We start from the raw sequence: 18,699 nt of genomic DNA, 5'->3' as shown, positions 1-18,699 counted from the left end.
GCTCGGGGGGGGGTTCACCTTTTTTGGGGCGCCTCGCTTGGTTGTGTGGGCGGGGGTCCGGGGGGGCTGCTGGGGGGGCAACCCCCCCACGACGGACCCGCACACGCGGGGGGCCCGGGGCACAGCCCCGGTTTCGGCAAGGGGCGGGCCAGGGGAAAGTACCCCCACCCACCCCCGCCCTCCACCACCCCGCCCCATAAAATCCGCACGTCAGGCCCGCTCCACCGCCGCAGCGCGCCACCCCGCACCACCCGCTTGAGGAGCCGCACCTCCATGGCCGAAAACCCCGCCTACCCCGTAGGCCTCCGCCTCGCCGGCCGCCGCGTCGTGGTCCTCGGCGGCGGCCAGGTCGCCCAGCGCCGCCTCCCGGCCCTCATCGCGGCGGGCGCGGACATCCAGCTCGTGTCCCCGTCCGCGACCCCCTCGGTCGAGGCCATGGCGGACGCCGGCGAACTGACCTGGACCAGGCGCCGGTACGCGTCGGGCGACCTCGCGGAATCCTGGTACGTCCTGATCGCCACCCCCGACTCCGCGGCGAACGCCGAGGCCTCCGCCGAGGCCGAGGCCCGCCGTGTGTGGTGCGTGCGCGCGGACGACGCGGACGAGGCCACCGCCTGGACCCCGGCGACGGGCCACAGCGAGGGCGTCACGGTGGCCGTCCTGACCACGGACGCCAAGGGCCGCGACCCCCGCCACACCGCGGCCATCCGCGACGCGGTGGTCGAGGGCCTGCGTGACGGCACCCTCGTGGCACCCCACCACCGCACCCGTACGTCCGGCGTCTCCCTGGTCGGCGGCGGTCCCGGCGACCCGGACCTGATCACGGTCCGCGGCCGGCGTCTCCTCGCCGAGGCGGACGTGGTCATCGCCGACCGCCTGGGCCCGCGCGACCTGCTCGCCGAACTCCCGCCGCACGTCGAGGTGATCGACGCGGCGAAGATCCCGTACGGGCGTTTCATGGCCCAGGAGGCCATCAACAACGCGCTCATCGAGCACGCCCTGCAGGGCAAGTCGGTGGTCCGTCTCAAGGGCGGCGACCCCTTCGTGTTCGGCCGGGGCATGGAGGAGGCCCAGGCACTGGCCGAGGCGGGCATCTCCTGCACGGTCGTCCCGGGCATCTCCAGTTCGATCTCCGTGCCGGGCGCGGCGGGAATCCCGGTCACGCACCGCGGGGTCGCCCACGAGTTCACGGTCGTGAGCGGCCATGTCGCCCCCGACGACGAACGCTCCCTGGTCGACTGGGCCGCACTCGCCAAGCTCCGCGGCACCCTGGTCGTGCTGATGGGCGTGGACAAGATCGGCGCGATCGCCCGTACCCTCATCGAGAACGGCAAGGCGCCCGGTACCCCCGTGGCGCTCGTCCAGGAGGGTACGACCGCGGCGCAGCGCCGCGTCGACGCGACCCTGGCGACGGTCGGCGAGACCGCCCGGGCCGAGGAGGTACGGCCGCCGGCGGTCATCGTCATCGGGGAGGTCGTGACCGTGGGGGCGGACGGCTCGTTCGAGACGTCCGACGGGGCCTCTGACGGGACCTCTGAGTAACCCCGGGTAACGCAACCCGTTCCAAGCCGTTGGCACCGCACTCAGGACAAGGCAGTATCACCCTGTGGCCGATCTCATCACCGTTGAGGACCCAGCCGACCCGCGCCTGCGTGACTACACAGGCCTGACCGACGTGGAGCTGCGCCGCAAGCGCGAACCGGCCGAGGGCCTGTTCATCGCCGAGGGCGAGAAGGTCATCAGACGGGCCAAGGACGCCGGCTACGAGATGCGCTCGATGCTGCTGTCCGCCAAGTGGGTCGACGTCATGCGCGACGTCATCGACGAACTCCCGGCCCCGGTGTACGCGGTCAGCCCCGACCTCGCCGAACAGGTCACCGGCTACCACGTGCACCGCGGCGCGCTCGCCTCCATGCAGCGCAAACCGCTGCCCACCCCCGACGACCTGCTCCGCACGGCCCGCCGGGTCGTCGTCATGGAGTCGGTCAACGACCACACCAACATCGGCGCGATCTTCCGCTCGGCCGCCGCCCTCGGCATGGACGCGGTCCTGCTCTCACCGGACTGCGCGGACCCGCTGTACCGACGCTCGGTGAAGGTCTCCATGGGCGCGGTCTTCGCCGTGCCGTACGCACGCCTGGACTCCTGGCCCAAGGGTCTCGACTCGGTCCGCGAGGCGGGCTTCGGCCTCCTCGCACTCACCCCGGACGAAAAGGCCAAGACCCTCGACGAGGTGGCCCCGCACCGCATGGACCGCGTCGCCCTGATGCTCGGCGCGGAGGGCGACGGCCTGTCCACCCAGGCCCTGGTGGCAGCGGACGAATGGGTCCGCATCCCCATGGCCCACGGAGTCGACTCCCTGAACGTAGGAGCGGCAGCAGCGGTCGCGTTCTACGCGGTGGCAACAGGCAGACCAACCCGCTGAGCCCGCACGCCCCGCCGGCCGGCGCACGCGACGACGGGGGCGCCCCGCAAGGGGCGCGAGGAACGCCGCGCCCAACCACGACGCACGTTCAGTCGACGACTAACGCCGGTGTGCCCCGTAAGGGGCGCGGGGAACGGCGCGCCCAGCCACGACGCACGTTCAGTCGACGACTAACGCCGGTGTGCCCCGTAAGGGGCGCGGGGAACGGCGCGCTCAGCAACGTCGCACCCGCAGCCGACGAGCAACACCGTCGAGCCCCGCAGGGAGCCGCGGGGAACGGCGCGCCCAACCACGACGCACGTTCAGTCGACGACTGACGCCGGTGTGCCCCGTAAGGGGCGCGGGGAACGGCGCGCTCAGCAACGTCGCACCCGCAGACGACGAGCAACCCCGTCGCGCCCCGCAGGGGGCCGCAGGGAGCCGCGCGCCCAACCACAACGCACCCGCACCCGCACCCGACGAACACCCCTACCCGCCCTACCCGCCCTGCTGAAGCCCGCCCTGCCGATACGACTGCTCCTGCGACACGCCCCCGCCAGGGGACCCCCCACGATCAAGCCCCCGAGCAGGCCCCTGACACCCCTGCGCCGCAGCAATCGCCAGCGCCACGAGCAACGTCACCACCACGAACACGAACAGCCGCTGCCGCAACAGCCGCGGATTGGCAGGCCGCCGCCCGGTCCCGGTGGTCCGAGGTCCGGTCCGCGGCCCGGTCCGAGGCCCAGACCGCCCGGTCCCGCTCCGCGGCGCCCCACTCCGACTCCCGGACTGCCCGGCACGACTGCCGGACTGCCCGGCACGACTGCCGGACTGCCCGGCACGACTGCCGGACTGCCCGGCCCTGCTGCCGGACCCGGACCCGGACCCGGACCCGGACCCGGACCCGGAGCCAGATCCGGAGCCGGACCGATTCGAGCCACCCCGCGAGGGAGCCGGCGGACGCGCCCCCGACCGCGAGGACGACCCGTTCCCCCGAGGCCCGGAAGACCCCTGCGTCCGCCGCTGCGTCCGCTGCTCCGGATAGTCGTCGTAATCGTCGGCGAGCCGCCCGGTGGGCCGGTCGGCCTCCGCCGCACGGGGAGCGGGCGGCCGGGCCTCGCCCATACCCTGCGCCTCCCGCGCCGCGATCTCCTTGAGCCGCAACGACAACTGCAGCGTGCTGGGCCGCTCCTCGGGATCCTTCGCCAGGCAGGCGCGTACGAGAGGGGCCAGCGCGTCGGGCACACCGTGCAGGTGCGGCTCCTCGTGCACCACCCGGTAGAGCATCACTTCGGAACTGCCGTGCCCAAAGGGCGAGTCCTGCGTCGCGGCGTACGCCAGCGTCGCGCCGAGCGCGAACACATCCGTGGCCGGCGTGACCGCCGCACCCCGCACCTGCTCCGGCGCGAGGAACCCGGGCGACCCCACGGCCGTACCCACGTGCGTGAGCGTGCTCGCCCCGGTCGCCCAGGCGATACCGAAGTCGATGATGCGCGGCCCCTTCGGGGACAGCAGGATGTTCGACGGCTTGAGGTCCCGGTGAACGACACCGGCCTCGTGCACGGCGACGAGCCCTTCGGAGAGGGCGGCGCCGACGGCCGCGACCTCGGACGCGAAGAGCGGCCCGTCCTCGGTGACCTTGTCGTGCAGCGAGGGCCCGGGAACGTACTGGGTCGCGAACCAGGGCCGCTCGGCCTCCAGATCCGCGGCGACGAGCCGCGCGGTGCACCCGCCCCTGATCCGCCGTGCCGCCGACACCTCGCGGGCGAATCGCGACCTGAACTCCTGGTCCTCCGCGAGGTCGGGCCGGATCACCTTCAGCGCGACCCGCTGGCCGCGCCGGTCGGAGCCCAGGTAGACAACGCCCATCCCGCCCGCGCCGAGCCGTCGGTGAAGCCTGAACGAGCCGACGACACGCGGGTCCTCGCGCCTCAGGCGCATCATCGCCATGTCCATCCCCGCTGCCCGGTCCGTTTGACGAGCCACAGCTTACGTTTCCGCGGCCGGGTGCGCGCAGAGGCCGCGCCCTCGCGGCCCGACCGATTGTCAGTGCCGGGTGGGAAACTTGAGAGGTGGTCAGGGGACGGGGGACTGCGGCGGCGTTGAGCTGCGCGGAATCCCAACCATCGCTCGCAGAAGGGGGATTGGGCCCGTGAAGGGTGATCGCGTGGAGATAGTGGTCGACGCGGGGGACACGACCCGTACGTACGAGGTGGTGGCCAGCCGGGCGGGCCGTCGGGTGGAGACGGCGGTCCGCAGAGGGGTGGTCGAAGTGAGCGAAGTCACCAGGAGTGGATCAGTCGTGCGTACGGCCCGCTTCATGTCCACCCGGGTGCTCGCACTCGTCGAACAACCGGTCCCGAGGGAGGACAGCTCGGAACAGACCGGACGCCCCCTCAGGGAAACCCCCGAGACCTAGAAGGCCTTCTCCACCCAGGGGAGTACTCCGCAGGTCACCGCTCATCCTCCGGGAGGCCCGGTAATAGGTACGAGGGCATGACGACCCACACGCCCCTCCCGCCTAGATTTGTTGTCAAGCGGCGGGTGGCAGCACTCGTCCCCCGAGGTCAGACACCCGCCGCTGCCAGATATCAGAGGTCCGGCGTCGTCAGAGGTCGGACACGAGAAGCTTTTCAACAGAACGGTCAGGAGAGGGACCATGGCTGACACGGCATCGCGGGCGATGATCCGTACACAGGGACGCAGGGCGTACACCGCCGCGTTCGGGCCCAGCCGGTCCGGTCGGCGCCACCCCCTGGTGGCGACGGCCATGGTTCTTCCTCTGGCCACCCTGCTCGTAGTCGTCTTCGGCGGCTGGGAGGCAGTGGTCACACAGGCGTCGTCCGTGGGCGTGATGCTGGGGCGCTGAGCGGCGCCCCAGGCCCGGAAGAGCGGTCCGGGCGGGGACATCCGGCCATGAAACCCCGTGGGGACGGGGGTGCGGCGGACGGCAAAAGATGCGGGCGCAGCTGGGGAGCTGCGCCCGCATTGCTTTGCCCGCCCAGGCTTCTGGGACCTTCTGCGTACGCTCCTGAGACGCTGTGGACCCGCCCACGCGCGACCGGACCGGGGACGGAACCGGACAAGGCTGGTTGAAAAAGGACAAGGCCGGACGGGGCCGGGGCGTACGACCTGAGGAGGACCCGAGTGACCGCAGATGTGCTGCCCGCGCTCAGCGCGAAGGTGCGGGCCGCCGCCCATCCGGCGGCGGAGACCTGCGTCTGCGGTACGGACACCTCCGTGCTGGCCGACCGGCCCGACGGCACCGTGGTCCGGCACGGAGCCACGGTGGCGAAGGCACACGCCGCCGGCACCGACCCCACGGAGCTCGCGGCGAGGCTGGCCGTGGCCGCGCACCCCGCGCTCGACGGCGTCCTCCTGCCGCCGCAGAGACCGGGCACGGCCGAACTGGACGGCAGGCCGGTCACCTTCTGGTCCTACGGCACTCCCGTGGACCGCGACGACCCGGACGCCGCTCCCTGGGAGGAGGCCGCGGCCCTGCTCGCCCGGCTGCACCGGACTCCGTACGCCGTCCTTCCGTCCGGTCTGCCTCCCATGCGCGGCCCGGCGAAGGCGGCCCGGGCGGTCGCCCGCCTCCTGGCGGCGGGACCGCACCCGGCGGCGGCCCCCGTGCTGCGTGCCTGGGCCGTCCTGCCCGCCTGGGCGCGGGGCGAGGCCCCGATGCCGGACCTGGGCACGCTCTGTCACGGTGATCTCCACCTGGGCCAGCTGGTGCGGTCGGGGAGCGGCGACTGGCTGCTCATCGACATCGACGACCTCGGCCTCGGCGATCCCGCCTGGGACCTGGCCCGTCCCGCGGCCTGGTTCGCCTGCGGGCTCCTGGCGCCCGACGAGTGGACGCGTTTCCTCACCGCGTACCGGAGGGCCGGGGGTACGGCCGTCCCGGCGGACAGTGATCCCTGGCCGGCCCTCGATGTCCCGGCCCGCGCCCTGAGTGTGCAGACCGCGGCGCAGGCGATCGCCAAGTCGGTCGCGGCCGGGCGCCCGTTGGACGAGGTCGAGACGTCCGTGATCGACGCATGTGACCGAATGGCAGCGCACCCACCGGAGTTGGCGGGAGACTACGCGACGTAGGGTGCAACCGACCGCAGCCGGACAGAGTCTGTCCTGGCGGAAGCAGTACCGACAGGCGAGGAGTTGAGCCGAGCATGCAGTGTCCGAAGTGCCATGCGCCGATGCACACGTACAACCGCAACGGTGTCCAGATCGAGCAGTGCAGCGGCTGCCGCGGGATCTTTCTCGACTACGGCGAGCTGGAGTCGCTGACCCGTATGGAGGGCCAGTGGTCGCAGCCCGGCCCGCCGCCCCAGGGCGCCCCGCAGGCCTATCCGTCCGCCCCCGCACCCGCCTGGGGTGCGCCGCAGCACGGCGGTCATGGCGGGCACGGTGGCCACTACGGCCACAAGCGTCAGAAGAGCTTCGGTCACATGCTCTTCTCCTCCTGATCCGGTCCGACCCGGAACACGACGAAGCCCCCGACCGTACGAGACGGCCGGGGGCTTCGGCTGGTGCGCGATACTGGGATTGAACCAGTGACCTCTTCCGTGTCAGGGAAGCGCTCTCCCGCTGAGCTAATCGCGCGGGTGGGACCTGCTGGTGATGCGTACCGCTCTTCTACTGCGTACTGCTCGTCCTTCGTACTGCCGGTACTGCGTGCGCGATACTGGGATTGAACCAGTGACCTCTTCCGTGTCAGGGAAGCGCTCTCCCGCTGAGCTAATCGCGCGGGGACCCGGCGAACCGGATCAGTGGACGATACTGGGATTGAACCAGTGACCTCTTCCGTGTCAGGGAAGCGCTCTCCCGCTGAGCTAATCGTCCTTGGAGGTGGAGACGGGATTTGAACCCGTGTAGACGGCTTTGCAGGCCGTTGCCTCGCCTCTCGGCCACTCCACCAGGAGTGCGGGGGGTCGGGAAGATCCCCCACTTCCTGCGAGCGGACGACCAGGTTCGAACTGGCGACCTCAACCTTGGCAAGGTTGCGCTCTACCAACTGAGCTACGTCCGCTTGTCGTTTCCGGTCGGCTCTCGCGTCCCGGCGACGTGTTGAACTCTAGCGGATACCGGGGCCAGCACAAAAACGCGTTTGCGCAGCGTGCTGCGTTACGCCCGCTCCAGGACACGGCCGAGGCACCCGCAGGTCACCCACCATAGACTCACGGTTGTGCACGACCTCCCAGCTCTCGCCCGCTTCGGCGGCCTCGTCGCGACCGGCCTCGTCGATGTCACGGACGACCCCGCGGCCCTCGACTCCAGTGGCTTCTGGGCCGTGAGCGCCGACTTCGAGGGCCGTGTCGTCTGTGCCCGTTTCGCGGACGTACGGCGCGAGGCCGTACCCGCGCCGGTGCCGGGGAAATGGACGGGCCCCGCCGCCGGCGACTGGACGTCGTCGCTCGACCGCGCCGCGTACACGGCGGGTGTACGCCGCATACGGGAGCTCATCGCGACCGGCGAGGTGTACCAGGCGAATCTCTGCCGGGTCCTGTCCGCGCCCATCGCCCCGGACGCCGACGTCGACGCGCTGACCGCCCTGCTGGCACGCGGCAACCCGGCCCCGTACGCCGGAACGATTCGCCTGCCCGGCCACGGGGTCGAGATCGCCACCGCGTCCCCCGAACTCTTCCTTCGGCGCACCGGCCGTGTCGTCGAGTCGGGTCCGATCAAGGGCACCGGCCGCACCGAGGCGGACCTCCTCGAAAAGGACCACGCCGAGAACGTGATGATCGTGGACCTGGTCCGCAACGACCTGGGCCGGGTGTGCGCCACGGGCAGTGTGACCGTGCCCGACCTGTGCGTCGTCGAGAAGCACCCGGGCCTCGTCCACCTCGTCTCCACCGTCCGCGGCGAACTGCGCGAGGACGTGGGCTGGCCGGAGCTGCTGGGCGCGGCCTTCCCGCCCGGATCCGTCACCGGCGCCCCCAAGTCCAGCGCCCTGCGGATCATCGAAGAACTGGAGACGGCCCCCCGCGGGCCGTACTGCGGCGGCATCGGCTGGGTCGACGCCGACCGCGGCACCGCGGAACTGGCCGTCGGGATCCGCACCTTCTGGATCGACCGGGCCGCGGGCGTGCTGCGCTTCGGTTCCGGCGCGGGCATCACGTGGGGCTCGGATCCCCGGCGCGAGTGGGAGGAGACCGAGCTGAAGGCCGCCCGGCTGCTCGCTGTAGCGTCGGGGGAGTACCCAGGGGCGTACGACGCGGGTGAGGCGGGTGGGCTCACCTCCGCGCGGGCCCCCGGAGTCTCCGGCCGGGGAAGCACGTCAGGCCGGTGACCCGGAACGTTCTCGTCGTTCTCGTGAGGTGAGGTTCAGTGAAGATCTGGCTCGACGGCGGGCTGCAGGACAGCGAGTCGGCCCGCGTCTCCGTGTTCGACCACGGGCTGACCGTGGGCGACGGCATCTTCGAGACGGTGAAGGCGACCGACGGGCGCACCTTCGCGCTCACCAGGCACCTCGACCGCCTGGCACGCTCGGCGAGCGGCCTCGGACTGCCCGAGCCCGACCGCGACGAGCTGCTCAGGGCGTGCGCGGCCGTCCTGGACGCCAATCCCATGCCGCTCGGCCGCCTGCGGATCACGTACACCGGCGGGCACGGGCCGCTCGGCTCGGACCGCGGGGAGCAGGGGCCGACCCTGGTCGTGGCGCTGGCGGAGTCCGGCCGCCGCCCCGACTCCACCGCCGTGATCACCGTCCCCTGGACCCGCAACGAGCGCGGCGCGCTGACGGGCCTCAAGACGACGTCGTACGCCGAGAACGTCGTCGCCCTCGCCCGCGCGCGTGAGCACGGCGGGTCCGAGGCGCTGTTCGCGAACACGGTCGGGCAGCTCTGCGAGGGCACGGGGTCCAACGTCTTCGTCGTCCTCGACGGCGAGATCCACACCCCTCCCGTCGCCTCCGGGTGCCTCGCGGGCATCACGCGCGCCCTCACCGTCGAGTGGACCGGAGCCAAGGAGACCGACCTCCCGCTGGGCGTCCTGGAGCGGGCCGAGGAGGTCTTCCTGACCTCGACCCTGCGCGACGTACAGGCCGTGCACCGGGTCGACGACCGCGAACTGCCGGGCGCGCCGGGTCCGGTGACCGCGAAGGCCATGCGGATCTTCACCGAGCGGGCGGCCGACGACCTCGACCCCTGAGCCGCACCGTCACCGTGCGGCGATCGCTGACCTGATCCCCGGACCGATCGCTGTCCGGATCTCCGCGCCGGTCGTCGTGCGGTCGCCCGTCGGAACCGTCGGCCGAACTCGATGGCGTGAGGGCGTCCGGACGGGTACAACACCCCTGATGACCACCACCCTGCGGCCGACCGAGCCGCTTCAGCGCGACGCCGACGGGGCGCTCTCCCGTCACTACACGGTGTGTGTGAACAGCCGTCCCGTGGGCGCGATACATCTCGCCACCGACCCCGGTTCCGGACCGCCCGTCGCCCGGATCCTTGAACTGGGCATCGAGGAGCCGGACCGGGGGCGCGGCCGGGGCACGGTGGCGGCGCTCGCCGCGGAGGAGGTGGCGCGCGGCTGGGGCTGCCGGCGCATCGAGGTGTCGGTACCCGCCGACGCGGCGCGGGCCCTGCGACTCGCGACGGCCCTCGGTTACGTGGTCCGCAACCGCGCGATGGAGAAGCGGCTCGGCGCGACCGCGCCCGAACTCCCGGCCGGCAGCCGGGGCCGCCCCATGACGGAGACCGAGTTCGACTCCTGGGTGGTACGGGCCAAGGAGGCCTACACCCAGGAGTGGATCACCGGGGGGATGCCCGAGGCCGAGGCCCGCACCAAGGCCGATCAGGACTACGCCACTCTGCTGCCGGACGGGGCCGGCAGCGCGGGCTCGGACCTCGACGTCCTGGAGCACGACGGAACTCCGGTGGGTGTGCTGTGGACGGCGGCGCGTGACGGCTGGGCGTTCGTCTACCGCGTCGATGCCGACGAGGAACACCGGGGCCGGGGGCACGGCCGCTCGCTGATGCTGCTGGCCGAGGTACGGGCAGGCGCCGCCGGACACGCAGGTGTCCGCCTGAACGTCTTCGCGGGCAACACCCCGGCCGAGCGGCTCTACGAGTCGCTCGGCTACGGGACGACCACGTACCACTTCTACAAAGACCTGCTGTAGCCGCGGAAGCCCCCGGAGAGGGCGGGCGTCAGGACTCCTGCCCGGCCAGCAGCCGGTCCACGATCTCCTCGACGCGCTCGCGCAGCCCGTCCTGGCTCTTGCCGCCGTCGAGGCGCTCGCCGTCGATGACGTACGTCGGCGTGCCGGTCACGCCGATCGCCTTGCCCTCGGCCTGGTCGGCGTCCACGATCAGGATGTGCCGGCCGTCGATCAGGGCCGTGTCGAACTCCTCGACGTCCAGGCCGAGCCCGCGGGCCACATCGAGGAGGACCGCCTCCCCGTCGCGGTCCAGCTCCGACACCCGCTCCAGCACCGCCTCGACGTACGGCCAGGCCTTGCCCTGTTCCGCGGCCTCCTCGGCGGCCTGGGCCGCCGCGAACGCGTGCTTGTGCTTCTCCAGCGGGAAGTGCCGCAGCCGCAGCTCCAGCCGGTCGCCGTAGCGGGCACGCAGCGCGCGCAGGTCGTCGAGGGCACTACGGCAGTCCGGGCACTGCAGTTCGCACCAGATGTCCAGTACGGGGACGGCGGGGCGGGCGGGGGAGGAGTCGCTCATGGGGTCAGTCTCCCAGCCGGGGCCCACGTGCCCCAACCGGGACCTCCGGGCGGCCCCGGGTCCGCCCGGTCCGCCCTGCAGCCGGTGGGCGCCGACCGCGATTCTCCCCGGCGATGCCTCGCCATGGACCGGCCACCTGGACCGGCCACCTGGACCGGCACCTCAGGAGGACCCGACCCGGAGATGTCCCTGAGGTCTCCCCGGACCATGGCATACCGGGCGTGCGGCGGTGCAGGATGGAAGGGACGAAGTGCCCCCGACCGACCGACCCACCCGCCCCGCCTGGAGGACCGGATGATTGCCGAGACCGTCTGTTCCGCCGTCGCCGCGGCAGGCCTGGGCATCGCCGCGGTCACCGCGTACCGCAAGCGTTTCCTCACCGCGGCCCGCCTTGCCGCGTACTCGCTGGTCCCGCTCGGTCTCGTGATGACCGGGGTCGTCGAATGGGCGGCCGACACGGCGTTCAGTCCGACCGCCTGGGCCGGTGTCGGCGTGCTCGGGGCGGCCTGGCTGCTGTTCATGACCACGCGCGCCGTGGAGCGGCGTACGGGCGGGACCCGCAAGGAGCGCAGGGCGGCCAGGGCCGCGCAGCGCGAGGCGGTGGCTCCGGCGGCCTCGGCCCCCTCGCTGGGCCCGGCGGCGGCCCGCCCCGCGGCCCGTCCCGAGAGCAAGCCGCGCAAGGCCCCGGCGGGGGAGGACTTCAGCGACATCGAAGCCATCCTGAAGAAGCACGGGATATGAAGAACGCGGCGGCACGCGAGGATCTCCTGATTCGCCACAGGGAGTCGGACGAACACCCGACCGCCCTCCATGACGGCCCGCTCGCACCCGCGTATCCCAGATCGTGGAACACCGTGTCACGGATTTCGGCTAACTCCCCCATAATCCGGGCGTGTTGATCGCGTAGGGCGTCTCGGCTGCGTCATCATCGCGGCGAGATGCTGGACACAACCCAGAGCGACACCGTTGTTCCTCCCGAGGAACGGCGGGGTTGTCTCTTCGCGCTTTCTCAGCCACCGCTGATGATCTTCCTTGCGGTGATCGGCTGTTTGCTGCTCATGGCTTCGCTGCACGATCTGCTGCTGCTCTGAGCCGTATGCGGAGTCCCCGGCGTCACCCGCTGAGGACTCCGTCAGCCTGCCGCTTCTTTGCGCCGTGCCCGGTACGCGGCCACATGCAGGCGGTTTCCGCAGGTGCGGCTGTCGCAGTAGCGGCGGGAGCGGTTGCGGGAGAGGTCGACGAAGGCGCGTCGGCAGTCCGGTGCCTCACAGCGGCGCAGCCGCTCCTCCTCTCCGGCCACCACGAAGAACGCCAGCGCCATGCCGCAGTCCGCGGCGAGATGGTCGGCGACGGACGCGCCGGGCGCGAAGTAGTGCACGTGCCAGTCGTAGCCGTCATGGTTCGTGAGACGCGGAGTGGTTCCGGCGGCGGCGACCAGTTCGTTGATGAGCGAGGCGGCGGTCCGGGCGTCCGGGGCGGCGAAGACCGCGGCGAAGCGCCCCCGAATCCGGCGCACCGCCGACAGATCGAGCTCGGACAGGGTCCCGACATCGCTCATGGCGTGTTTTCGCACGAAGTCGAGCAGCGCCGCGAGGTTCGCGAGTCCGTCCGGGGTGTCGTCCTCCGGTGCGGTGTTCACCAGATCGACCACGGTGTCGAGGGCGCACCGGGTGTCGTGGGTGATCAGCACGTTTCGCTCCCTGGCCTGAAGGTCGGGCAACCGCCCGCCGATGCTGGCCGATGCTAGCGGCTCCCGCCGGGAGCGACGGTGTCCCGACAGCACCCCCAGGGCGGACGCCACGATCCACACGCCCCACACCCCCACCCACACAGGGACGCGGGGAACGGCGCATTCGGCCAGGGACGGCGGCCAGACAACGTACGACGGTCACCCCCACCTACCTGGGGGCGCGAGGAACGGCGCACTCGGCCGGGGACGGCGTGCAGGGGCCATGCGACGTGCACCCCCACGCACCCAGGGGCGCGGGGAACGGCGCGCTCAGCCAGGGACGGGGGCCAGGGAACGTACGACGGTCACCCCCGCCCACGGGGGGGCGCGAGGAACGGCGCACTCGGCCAGGGACGGGGGTCAGGGAACGTACGACGGTCACCCCCGCCCACGGGGGGCGCGGGGAACGGCGCGCTCAGCCCAGGGCGGCGGTCAGGAATCGTACGGCGGTCACCCCCACCCCCACGCAGCCGTAACAAGGCCCAAGCACACAACACAGGCGCCACCCCCGCGGCCTAACGCGGAGACGGCGCCCATGTGATCCATATGCAGTTGTCTGAGCCCGAGCCGTCTCCCCGAGTGGACGGCGCCGGGCGGCTTGGTACGAAGCCTTGTCCTAGCTTTCGGCCAGGATGTGTGAGAGCTCCGTATCGAGATCGAAGTGCCGGTGTTCCGTGCCGGGAGGCACGGCGGCGTCGGTTCGCTTCAGGAACGACTCCAGGGCCCGCGCCGGGGCCTCCAGCAGAGCTTCGCCCTCCGGAGAGCTCAGGGCGATGCACACGACGCCCTGACCATGACTGCGGGACGGCCAGACTCGGACGTCGCCGGTACCGGTGGGCCGGTGCAGGCCCTCGGCGAGAAGGTCGCGGGCGAACACCCACTCGACAGTCTCCTCCGCTCCGGTGTGGAAGGTGGCGTGCACGGCGTAGGGATCGGCCGTGTCGTACCGCAGGCCTGCGGGGACAGGCAGAGAGGACTCGCTCGACACAACGAGGCGCAGGTGCAGCTCGCAGCTGACCGTGGTGTTCATAAGCGCCAGGGCCTTTCGCTCAGTGTGCGCTCGGGGATTCGCACGTCGGCGAAATCGACATGCCACCTACGGTGCCGTTGTAAACCCCTCTGAGTGTTTTGCGTGTCTTTAGGTACCTCATCCGGCCGAGTCCTCGTTCGCGTACTACGCCCATTCCGGTGACCGGTTTCCGTCCGGTAGGGTTTGGCCGTATGAATACGGGGAGTGACCGAACGGGGGAGGTCGCCATGGCGGCCGACGAAACCAAGAGCGAGCCGGCGCTCGGATCCCGTGCGCCGCAATTCATCAAGGCACGCCGCATGCTGCACCTGAGCTGGCAGGTGGGTGTGTTCGTAGTAGGTCTCGCGGTCGTCGTGGCCGGCGTGATCATGCTGCCGCTGCCCGGTCCGGGCTGGCTGGTGATCTTCGGCGGTATGGCGATCTGGGCGACCGAGTTCGTCTGGGCGCAGCTGGTGCTCCGCTGGACGAAACGCAAAGTCACCGAGGCCACACAGAAGGCTCTCGACCCGAAGGTCCGGCGCCGCAACATCATCCTGACGACCATCGGGCTGGTGATCATCGCGGTACTGGTCGGGGTGTACGTGTGGAAGTTCGGCATCGAGATGCCGTGGAACATCAAGGAGTAGCGGCGGTTCACGCGCTCACGGGCCGGTCGGGCGCACGCCCTGACATGGGGTAATCTTCTTCCTGCGCCCGGGCGATTAGCTCAGCGGGAGAGCGCTTCGTTCACACCGAAGAGGTCACTGGTTCGATCCCAGTATCGCCCACACTGCCGATAGGCGGCTTGGGTCCACTGATTTGCGTGGACCCAAGCCGCCTATCGCCGTTCCGGGCAACACGCCCCCCGGCCGGCCACCGGAAGTTCAGCCGCAGCCGCAGCCGCAGCCGCAGCCGCAGCCGCAGCCGCAGCCGCAGCCGCAGCCGCACCTCGCGCCCCAGCGGTGACGTGCGTCCAGTGGCCACAAACGCAGGTCACGGATCGCGACCCAAAGCGACTCCCGCCCCGAGAGACGCGAGACTCGCCCGCTGCCGCCAAGAAGGCCCGTGGGACCGGCTGCACTGCCCCGCCCCGGTCCCAGTCGAGCCCCTGTCCCTGAACGGGCGCGAGGAGCTAGCCCGAGGCCGCCCCAGGGGGCACACGCCCTCCGACCAGCCGCTTCACCTCTCAAAGTCACACCGCCGAAGCGACGGGCGACCCCGCGCACCACCCGCCCCAGGCCCTCGCGGGCGACACCCCTCGCGTACTCCGGCCCCGCGGAAACCCTCGGCGGACCCCTCCCCGAGGAAGCCGCCTCAGAGGCGAGCCCACTCCCAGGCGTACCGCCCCGCAGGGGCGCCCCTGGCCGCGCACCCCCTGGCCCCCGCGCCCTCTGGCGGTGACCTCCCGGGGCGGCGCACCCCCACGCACCCCACCCCTTTCAGCCCCCCTCCCCAAACCCCCACCCCCCGACATTCCCGTTCGACCACCCGACCCACCCCGCCCTACCTGCGGAGTCGCCCAACTCCGTAGTCAATTCGCCCCAGTTCACGCTCACGCCCGCGCGAGTCCCTTCACATCAATTCCTGTCCGAATCATTGACGCCCGCGAAGGGCCTCCGTACCTTGTGCCAGCAAGCGCTTACTTGAAACGATTCATGGCAGCGGACAGCGACGTCGCAAGGAGGCCCGACTGTGGGGATAAACGGGAGTGTCGAGAGGCGGACGGTCCTCAAGGCGGCCGGGGCGTCGCTCGCGACGGCGGGGCTGGCCGCGACCACGGGCTGTGGCGGTGACAGCGGTGGATCGGGCGACGGCACGGTCGAGATCCGCTTCGCCTGGTGGGGTGCGGAGGAGCGGGCCAAGCGCATCAACCAGTCCATCAAGCTCTTCGAGAAGAAGTACCCGAAGATCAAGGTGAAGACGGACTTCCAGGATTACGTGGCCTTTTGGGAGAAGTTCCAGACCCAGGCCGCGGGCGGAAATCCACCGGACGTATTCCAGAACGCGGTCGCATTCCTGCGGAAGTACGACAAGAGAAGTGTTCTGCTCGACCTCAAGTCGCAAGTGGACGCGGGAAATCTGGACCTCAAGAACTTCCGCGCCGGAGTGGAGAAGGTCGGCGAGGTCGACGGAAAACTCCTCGGCGTACCCGTCGGCTCGAACACCATGTCACTCGTCATCGACGAGAAAGTCTTCAAGGCCGCCGGTGTGAAGGCCGAACAGGGCTGGACCTGGGACGAGTACTTCGCCGCGCTCAAGAAGATCCATGACACCCAGAAGGTCGCGGGCGACACCGGCTACTTCGGGATCATGTACCTCTACGACCTCTATCTGCGCCAGAACGGCAAGGCGTTCTTCACCGAGGACGGACTCGGTTTCGAGGAGACCGATCTGACGGAGTGGTGGCAGGACGGCTACAACCGCGTCAAGGCCGGCATCGTCACCGACCCGAAGAAGGTCGAGCAGCTCAAGCCCAAGTCGGCGCTGGCCTCCGGGGACGGGGCGTCCGAGTTCACCTGGGACAACTTCACCGTGCGCTACGCAACGGAGGGCGACAGCAGCTACGGCCTGGCGCCGATCCCCACGACCGACGGCAAGGAGACCGGCCAGTACCTCGGCTCGCTGATGCTGAGCGGTTTCGCGCGGACCAAGCATCCGAAGGAGGTCGCCCAGTTCATCTCCTTCATGGTGCACGACCCCGAGGTCGGCAAGATCATGGGCTACGACCGGGGCCTCCTGTCCACCACCGAGCAGTTCGACGCGTACAAGCCGGCCGACGCCCCCAACCAGGCGATCGCGAAGTACGAGGCGGACGTCGCCGAGGCCGGACTGCTCGGCACGATCACACCGCACCCGGCGGGCGCCGACACCGTGGAGGCCGCTTTCCTGCGGGTCGCCAGTGACATGTCGACGGGCAAGACCAAGGTCTCCGACGCGGTCAAGCAGTTCTTCTCCGAGGCGAAGACCGCCCTCGCCACCTGATGGGAACAGCAGTGACGACGCTCATCAAGGACTCTCCGCCGGATGCCCCGGCGAAGCGTCCCGGCCGCCCCGTCGCCGTGAAGCGGCGGGGCCGCCGGGAGAACCTGGCCGGCTACCTCTTCATGTCCCCCTGGATCGCCGGCTTTCTGCTGCTGACCGCGGGGCCCATGGCCGCATCGCTGTATTTCGCGTTCACCGACTACAACCTCTTCGACTCCCCGAAGTGGATCGGCTTCGACAACTTCACCAGGATGTTCGACGACCCCCGGTGGCAGAAGTCGGTCGAGGTGACGGCGAAGTACGTCATCATCGGCACCCCGCTGAAACTGCTCCTCGCGCTCGGGGTCGCCCTGCTGCTCGCCCAGAGCCGGCGCGGACAGGCCTTCTACCGGGCCGCGTTCTACGCCCCCTCGCTGATCGGCGCGAGCGTGTCCATCGGCTTCGTATGGCGCGCGCTGTTCTCCGACGACGCCGCGGTGGACCGTACGCAGTCGTTCTTCGGATTCGACGTGGGCGGCTGGGTCGGGAACCCGGACTGGGTGCTCTACAGCCTGGTGGCGCTCACCGTCTGGCAGTTCGGCGCCCCCATGGTCATCTTCCTCGCCGGTCTGAAGCAGGTGCCCAAGGAGCTGTACGAGGCGGCCGAGGTCGACGGCGCGGGACCGTTCAAACGGTTCTGGAGCATCACCCTGCCGATGATTTCCCCGGTGCTGTTCTTCAACGTGCTGCTGGAGACCATCCACTCGTTCCAGATCTTCGGTTCCGCGTACGTGGTCTCCAACGCCTCCTGCGGACCGGCCGACTCCACGCTCGTCTACACCTGCTACCTGTACCAGAAGGGCTTCAAGGAGGCCCAGATGGGCTTCGCCTCGGCGATGGCCTGGATGCTGCTGCTCGCCGTGGCCCTGGTGACGGTCGTCCTCTTCTGGTCCCAGAAGCGATGGGTGCACTACGAGGAGGCCTCCCGATGAGCACCACCACCACGACCACCGGCGTGTCCACGCGTACCGGCACCGGTACGAAGACCGCCCCGCCGCGCAAGCCCCTGGCGCTCGGGCGGAAGACCGGCGGGTCGCTCGTCTGGCACCTCAGCGCCCTGCTCGTCCTCGCGGTCGTCCTCTACCCCGTCGTCTGGGTCATCGGCGCCTCGTTCAAGCCCAGCCGGGAGATCATCGGCAGTCTGCAGCTCTTCCCGACCAGCCCGATCCTGCAGAACTTCAAGGGGCTGGCCGACGGCATCGCGGACATCTCGATCGCCACGTTCTTCCAGAACTCGCTCTTCTACGCGCTCGGCTCCGTCGTCGGCATCCTGGTCTCCTGCTCGCTGACGGCGTACGCGTTCGCCCGTATCCGGTTCGCCGGGCGCAACCTGATGTTCTCGCTGATGATCGGCACCTTGCTGCTGCCGTACCACGTGCTGCTGATCCCGCAGTACGTGATGTTCCAGAAGATGGAACTGATCAACACGTACGTGCCGCTGCTGATCGGCAAGTTCCTCGCCACCGAGGCGTTCTTCGTCTTCCTCATGGTGCAGTTCATGCGGAACCTGCCCAGGGAACTGGACGAGGCGGCACGGCTCGACGGCTGCGGGCATCTGCGGATCTACTGGTCGATCGTGCTGCCGCTGTGCCGCCCGGCCCTCATCACCAGTGCGATCTTCACCTTCATCAACGCCTGGAACGACTTCATGGGCCCGCTGATCTACCTCAACGAGCCCGCCAAGTACACCGTCTCTCTCGGCATGATGATGTTCCGCGACCAGGAGGGCGTCGCCAACTACGGCGGCATGATCGCCATGTCGCTGGTGGCGCTGCTGCCCGTGCTGGCGTTCTTCCTCGCCTTCCAGCGCTACCTCATCGACGGTATGGCGACCTCCGGTCTGAAGGGCTGAACAGGT

The 18,699-nt window shown here is 70.5% G+C and carries 19 protein-coding genes and 6 tRNA genes; 16 read left to right on the top strand and 9 right to left on the bottom strand.

Annotated elements, in window-relative coordinates:
• Positions 1 to 273: 273 nt before the first annotated feature.
• Both cobA and ACFVH5_RS19770 read left to right on the top strand, forming a co-directional pair.
• Complete coding sequence (gene cobA / locus ACFVH5_RS19775; protein WP_385834945.1) at positions 274 to 1,542, top strand: uroporphyrinogen-III C-methyltransferase; 1,269 nt, start codon at positions 274 to 276, stop codon at positions 1,540 to 1,542.
• Between the two features lie 64 nt (positions 1,543 to 1,606).
• Positions 1,607 to 2,425, top strand: a complete 819-nt coding sequence (locus ACFVH5_RS19770; RefSeq protein ID WP_384810263.1) for a TrmH family RNA methyltransferase — start codon at positions 1,607 to 1,609, stop codon at positions 2,423 to 2,425.
• A gap of 477 nt (positions 2,426 to 2,902) precedes the next feature.
• On the opposite strand, the gene ACFVH5_RS19765 is transcribed toward ACFVH5_RS19770, so the two are convergent.
• Positions 2,903 to 4,360 carry a protein kinase gene (locus ACFVH5_RS19765; RefSeq protein ID WP_385834957.1) on the bottom strand — a complete coding sequence of 486 codons (1,458 nt, stop codon included), beginning with the start codon at positions 4,358 to 4,360 and terminating at the stop codon, positions 2,903 to 2,905.
• A gap of 196 nt (positions 4,361 to 4,556) precedes the next feature.
• Between ACFVH5_RS19765 and ACFVH5_RS19760 the strand changes: the two genes are divergently transcribed.
• From ACFVH5_RS19760 to ACFVH5_RS19745, 4 genes are all read left to right on the top strand, one after another.
• Positions 4,557 to 4,823, top strand: coding sequence for a hypothetical protein (locus ACFVH5_RS19760; RefSeq protein WP_384810261.1), 267 nt, complete (start codon positions 4,557 to 4,559; stop codon positions 4,821 to 4,823).
• Between the two features lie 240 nt (positions 4,824 to 5,063).
• Positions 5,064 to 5,273: a hypothetical protein gene (locus ACFVH5_RS19755; protein ID WP_107019729.1), complete on the top strand. Its 210-nt coding sequence runs from the start codon at positions 5,064 to 5,066 to the stop codon at positions 5,271 to 5,273.
• Between the two features lie 278 nt (positions 5,274 to 5,551).
• Positions 5,552 to 6,499, top strand: coding sequence for a phosphotransferase (locus ACFVH5_RS19750; RefSeq protein WP_385834944.1), 948 nt, complete (start codon positions 5,552 to 5,554; stop codon positions 6,497 to 6,499).
• 74 nt (positions 6,500 to 6,573) lie between these two features.
• Entirely contained in the window at positions 6,574 to 6,870 is a 297-nt protein-coding gene (locus tag ACFVH5_RS19745) for a zf-TFIIB domain-containing protein (RefSeq protein WP_384810254.1), read from the top strand.
• A gap of 61 nt (positions 6,871 to 6,931) precedes the next feature.
• Here the strand turns inward: ACFVH5_RS19745 and ACFVH5_RS19740 are convergent.
• The 5 genes from ACFVH5_RS19740 to ACFVH5_RS19720 all read right to left on the bottom strand — a co-directional run bounded on the left by ACFVH5_RS19740 (position 6,932) and on the right by ACFVH5_RS19720 (position 7,433).
• A tRNA-Val gene (locus tag ACFVH5_RS19740) sits at positions 6,932 to 7,006 on the bottom strand.
• A 73-nt stretch (positions 7,007 to 7,079) separates the two neighbouring features.
• Positions 7,080 to 7,151: transfer RNA gene (locus ACFVH5_RS19735), tRNA-Val, on the bottom strand.
• 23 nt (positions 7,152 to 7,174) lie between these two features.
• A tRNA-Val gene (locus tag ACFVH5_RS19730) sits at positions 7,175 to 7,246 on the bottom strand.
• A gap of 1 nt (position 7,247) precedes the next feature.
• Positions 7,248 to 7,321 (bottom strand) — tRNA-Cys (locus ACFVH5_RS19725).
• Positions 7,322 to 7,360: 39 nt separating this feature from the next.
• Positions 7,361 to 7,433 (bottom strand) — tRNA-Gly (locus ACFVH5_RS19720).
• 156 nt (positions 7,434 to 7,589) lie between these two features.
• Between ACFVH5_RS19720 and ACFVH5_RS19715 the strand changes: the two genes are divergently transcribed.
• The 3 genes from ACFVH5_RS19715 (at position 7,590) to ACFVH5_RS19705 (ending at position 10,529) form a co-directional block, all read left to right on the top strand.
• Positions 7,590 to 8,696, top strand: a complete 1,107-nt coding sequence (locus tag ACFVH5_RS19715) for a chorismate-binding protein (RefSeq protein WP_385834943.1) — start codon at positions 7,590 to 7,592, stop codon at positions 8,694 to 8,696.
• 38 nt (positions 8,697 to 8,734) lie between these two features.
• Positions 8,735 to 9,556: an aminotransferase class IV gene (locus ACFVH5_RS19710; RefSeq protein WP_385834941.1), complete on the top strand. Its 822-nt coding sequence runs from the start codon at positions 8,735 to 8,737 to the stop codon at positions 9,554 to 9,556.
• 148 nt (positions 9,557 to 9,704) lie between these two features.
• Complete coding sequence (locus ACFVH5_RS19705; RefSeq protein ID WP_385834940.1) at positions 9,705 to 10,529, top strand: GNAT family N-acetyltransferase; 825 nt, start codon at positions 9,705 to 9,707, stop codon at positions 10,527 to 10,529.
• Positions 10,530 to 10,557: 28 nt separating this feature from the next.
• On the opposite strand, the gene ACFVH5_RS19700 is transcribed toward ACFVH5_RS19705, so the two are convergent.
• The gene (locus tag ACFVH5_RS19700) at positions 10,558 to 11,082 is read right to left on the bottom strand and encodes a DsbA family protein (RefSeq protein WP_385834939.1); all 525 of its coding nucleotides are present in this window, start codon (positions 11,080 to 11,082) and stop codon (positions 10,558 to 10,560) included.
• 294 nt (positions 11,083 to 11,376) lie between these two features.
• On the opposite strand from ACFVH5_RS19700, the gene ACFVH5_RS19695 reads away from it, so the two are divergent.
• Together ACFVH5_RS19695 and ACFVH5_RS19690 are read left to right on the top strand one after the other, a co-directional pair.
• A complete protein-coding gene (locus ACFVH5_RS19695) occupies positions 11,377 to 11,823 on the top strand; it encodes a hypothetical protein (RefSeq protein WP_385834938.1) in 447 nt (148 codons plus the stop codon).
• A 197-nt stretch (positions 11,824 to 12,020) separates the two neighbouring features.
• On the top strand, positions 12,021 to 12,173 hold the full coding sequence (locus ACFVH5_RS19690; protein ID WP_189772695.1) for a hypothetical protein: 153 nt from the start codon (positions 12,021 to 12,023) through the stop codon (positions 12,171 to 12,173).
• Positions 12,174 to 12,214: 41 nt separating this feature from the next.
• Here the strand turns inward: ACFVH5_RS19690 and ACFVH5_RS19685 are convergent, their stop codons facing one another.
• Both ACFVH5_RS19685 and ACFVH5_RS19680 read right to left on the bottom strand, forming a co-directional pair.
• On the bottom strand, positions 12,215 to 12,772 hold the full coding sequence (locus ACFVH5_RS19685) for a CGNR zinc finger domain-containing protein (protein WP_384810235.1): 558 nt from the start codon (positions 12,770 to 12,772) through the stop codon (positions 12,215 to 12,217).
• Positions 12,773 to 13,427: 655 nt separating this feature from the next.
• Positions 13,428 to 13,841 (bottom strand): SsgA family sporulation/cell division regulator, encoded by a 414-nt coding sequence (locus tag ACFVH5_RS19680; protein WP_003959770.1) that lies wholly within the window; start codon positions 13,839 to 13,841, stop codon positions 13,428 to 13,430.
• Between the two features lie 191 nt (positions 13,842 to 14,032).
• On the opposite strand from ACFVH5_RS19680, the gene ACFVH5_RS19675 reads away from it, so the two are divergent.
• The 5 genes from ACFVH5_RS19675 (at position 14,033) to ACFVH5_RS19655 (ending at position 18,693) form a co-directional block, all read left to right on the top strand.
• Entirely contained in the window at positions 14,033 to 14,467 is a 435-nt protein-coding gene (locus ACFVH5_RS19675; protein WP_384810232.1) for a TIGR02611 family protein, read from the top strand.
• A gap of 69 nt (positions 14,468 to 14,536) precedes the next feature.
• A tRNA-Val gene (locus tag ACFVH5_RS19670) sits at positions 14,537 to 14,608 on the top strand.
• 904 nt (positions 14,609 to 15,512) lie between these two features.
• On the top strand, positions 15,513 to 16,802 hold the full coding sequence (locus ACFVH5_RS19665) for an ABC transporter substrate-binding protein (protein ID WP_384810230.1): 1,290 nt from the start codon (positions 15,513 to 15,515) through the stop codon (positions 16,800 to 16,802).
• Entirely contained in the window at positions 16,802 to 17,773 is a 972-nt protein-coding gene (locus tag ACFVH5_RS19660; protein WP_385834937.1) for a carbohydrate ABC transporter permease, read from the top strand. The genes ACFVH5_RS19665 and ACFVH5_RS19660 overlap by 1 nt, the downstream gene beginning before the upstream one ends.
• Positions 17,770 to 18,693, top strand: coding sequence for a carbohydrate ABC transporter permease (locus tag ACFVH5_RS19655; RefSeq protein ID WP_385834936.1), 924 nt, complete (start codon positions 17,770 to 17,772; stop codon positions 18,691 to 18,693). The genes ACFVH5_RS19660 and ACFVH5_RS19655 overlap by 4 nt, the downstream gene beginning before the upstream one ends.
• Positions 18,694 to 18,699: the final 6 nt, after the last annotated feature.

It is taken from the genome of Streptomyces sp. NPDC127119, assembly GCF_042677425.1.
Classification (GTDB): Bacteria; Actinomycetota; Actinomycetes; order Streptomycetales; family Streptomycetaceae; genus Streptomyces.
The sequence above is the reverse complement of the archived record's forward strand: the minus strand, read 5'-3'. Positions and strand labels throughout refer to the sequence as shown.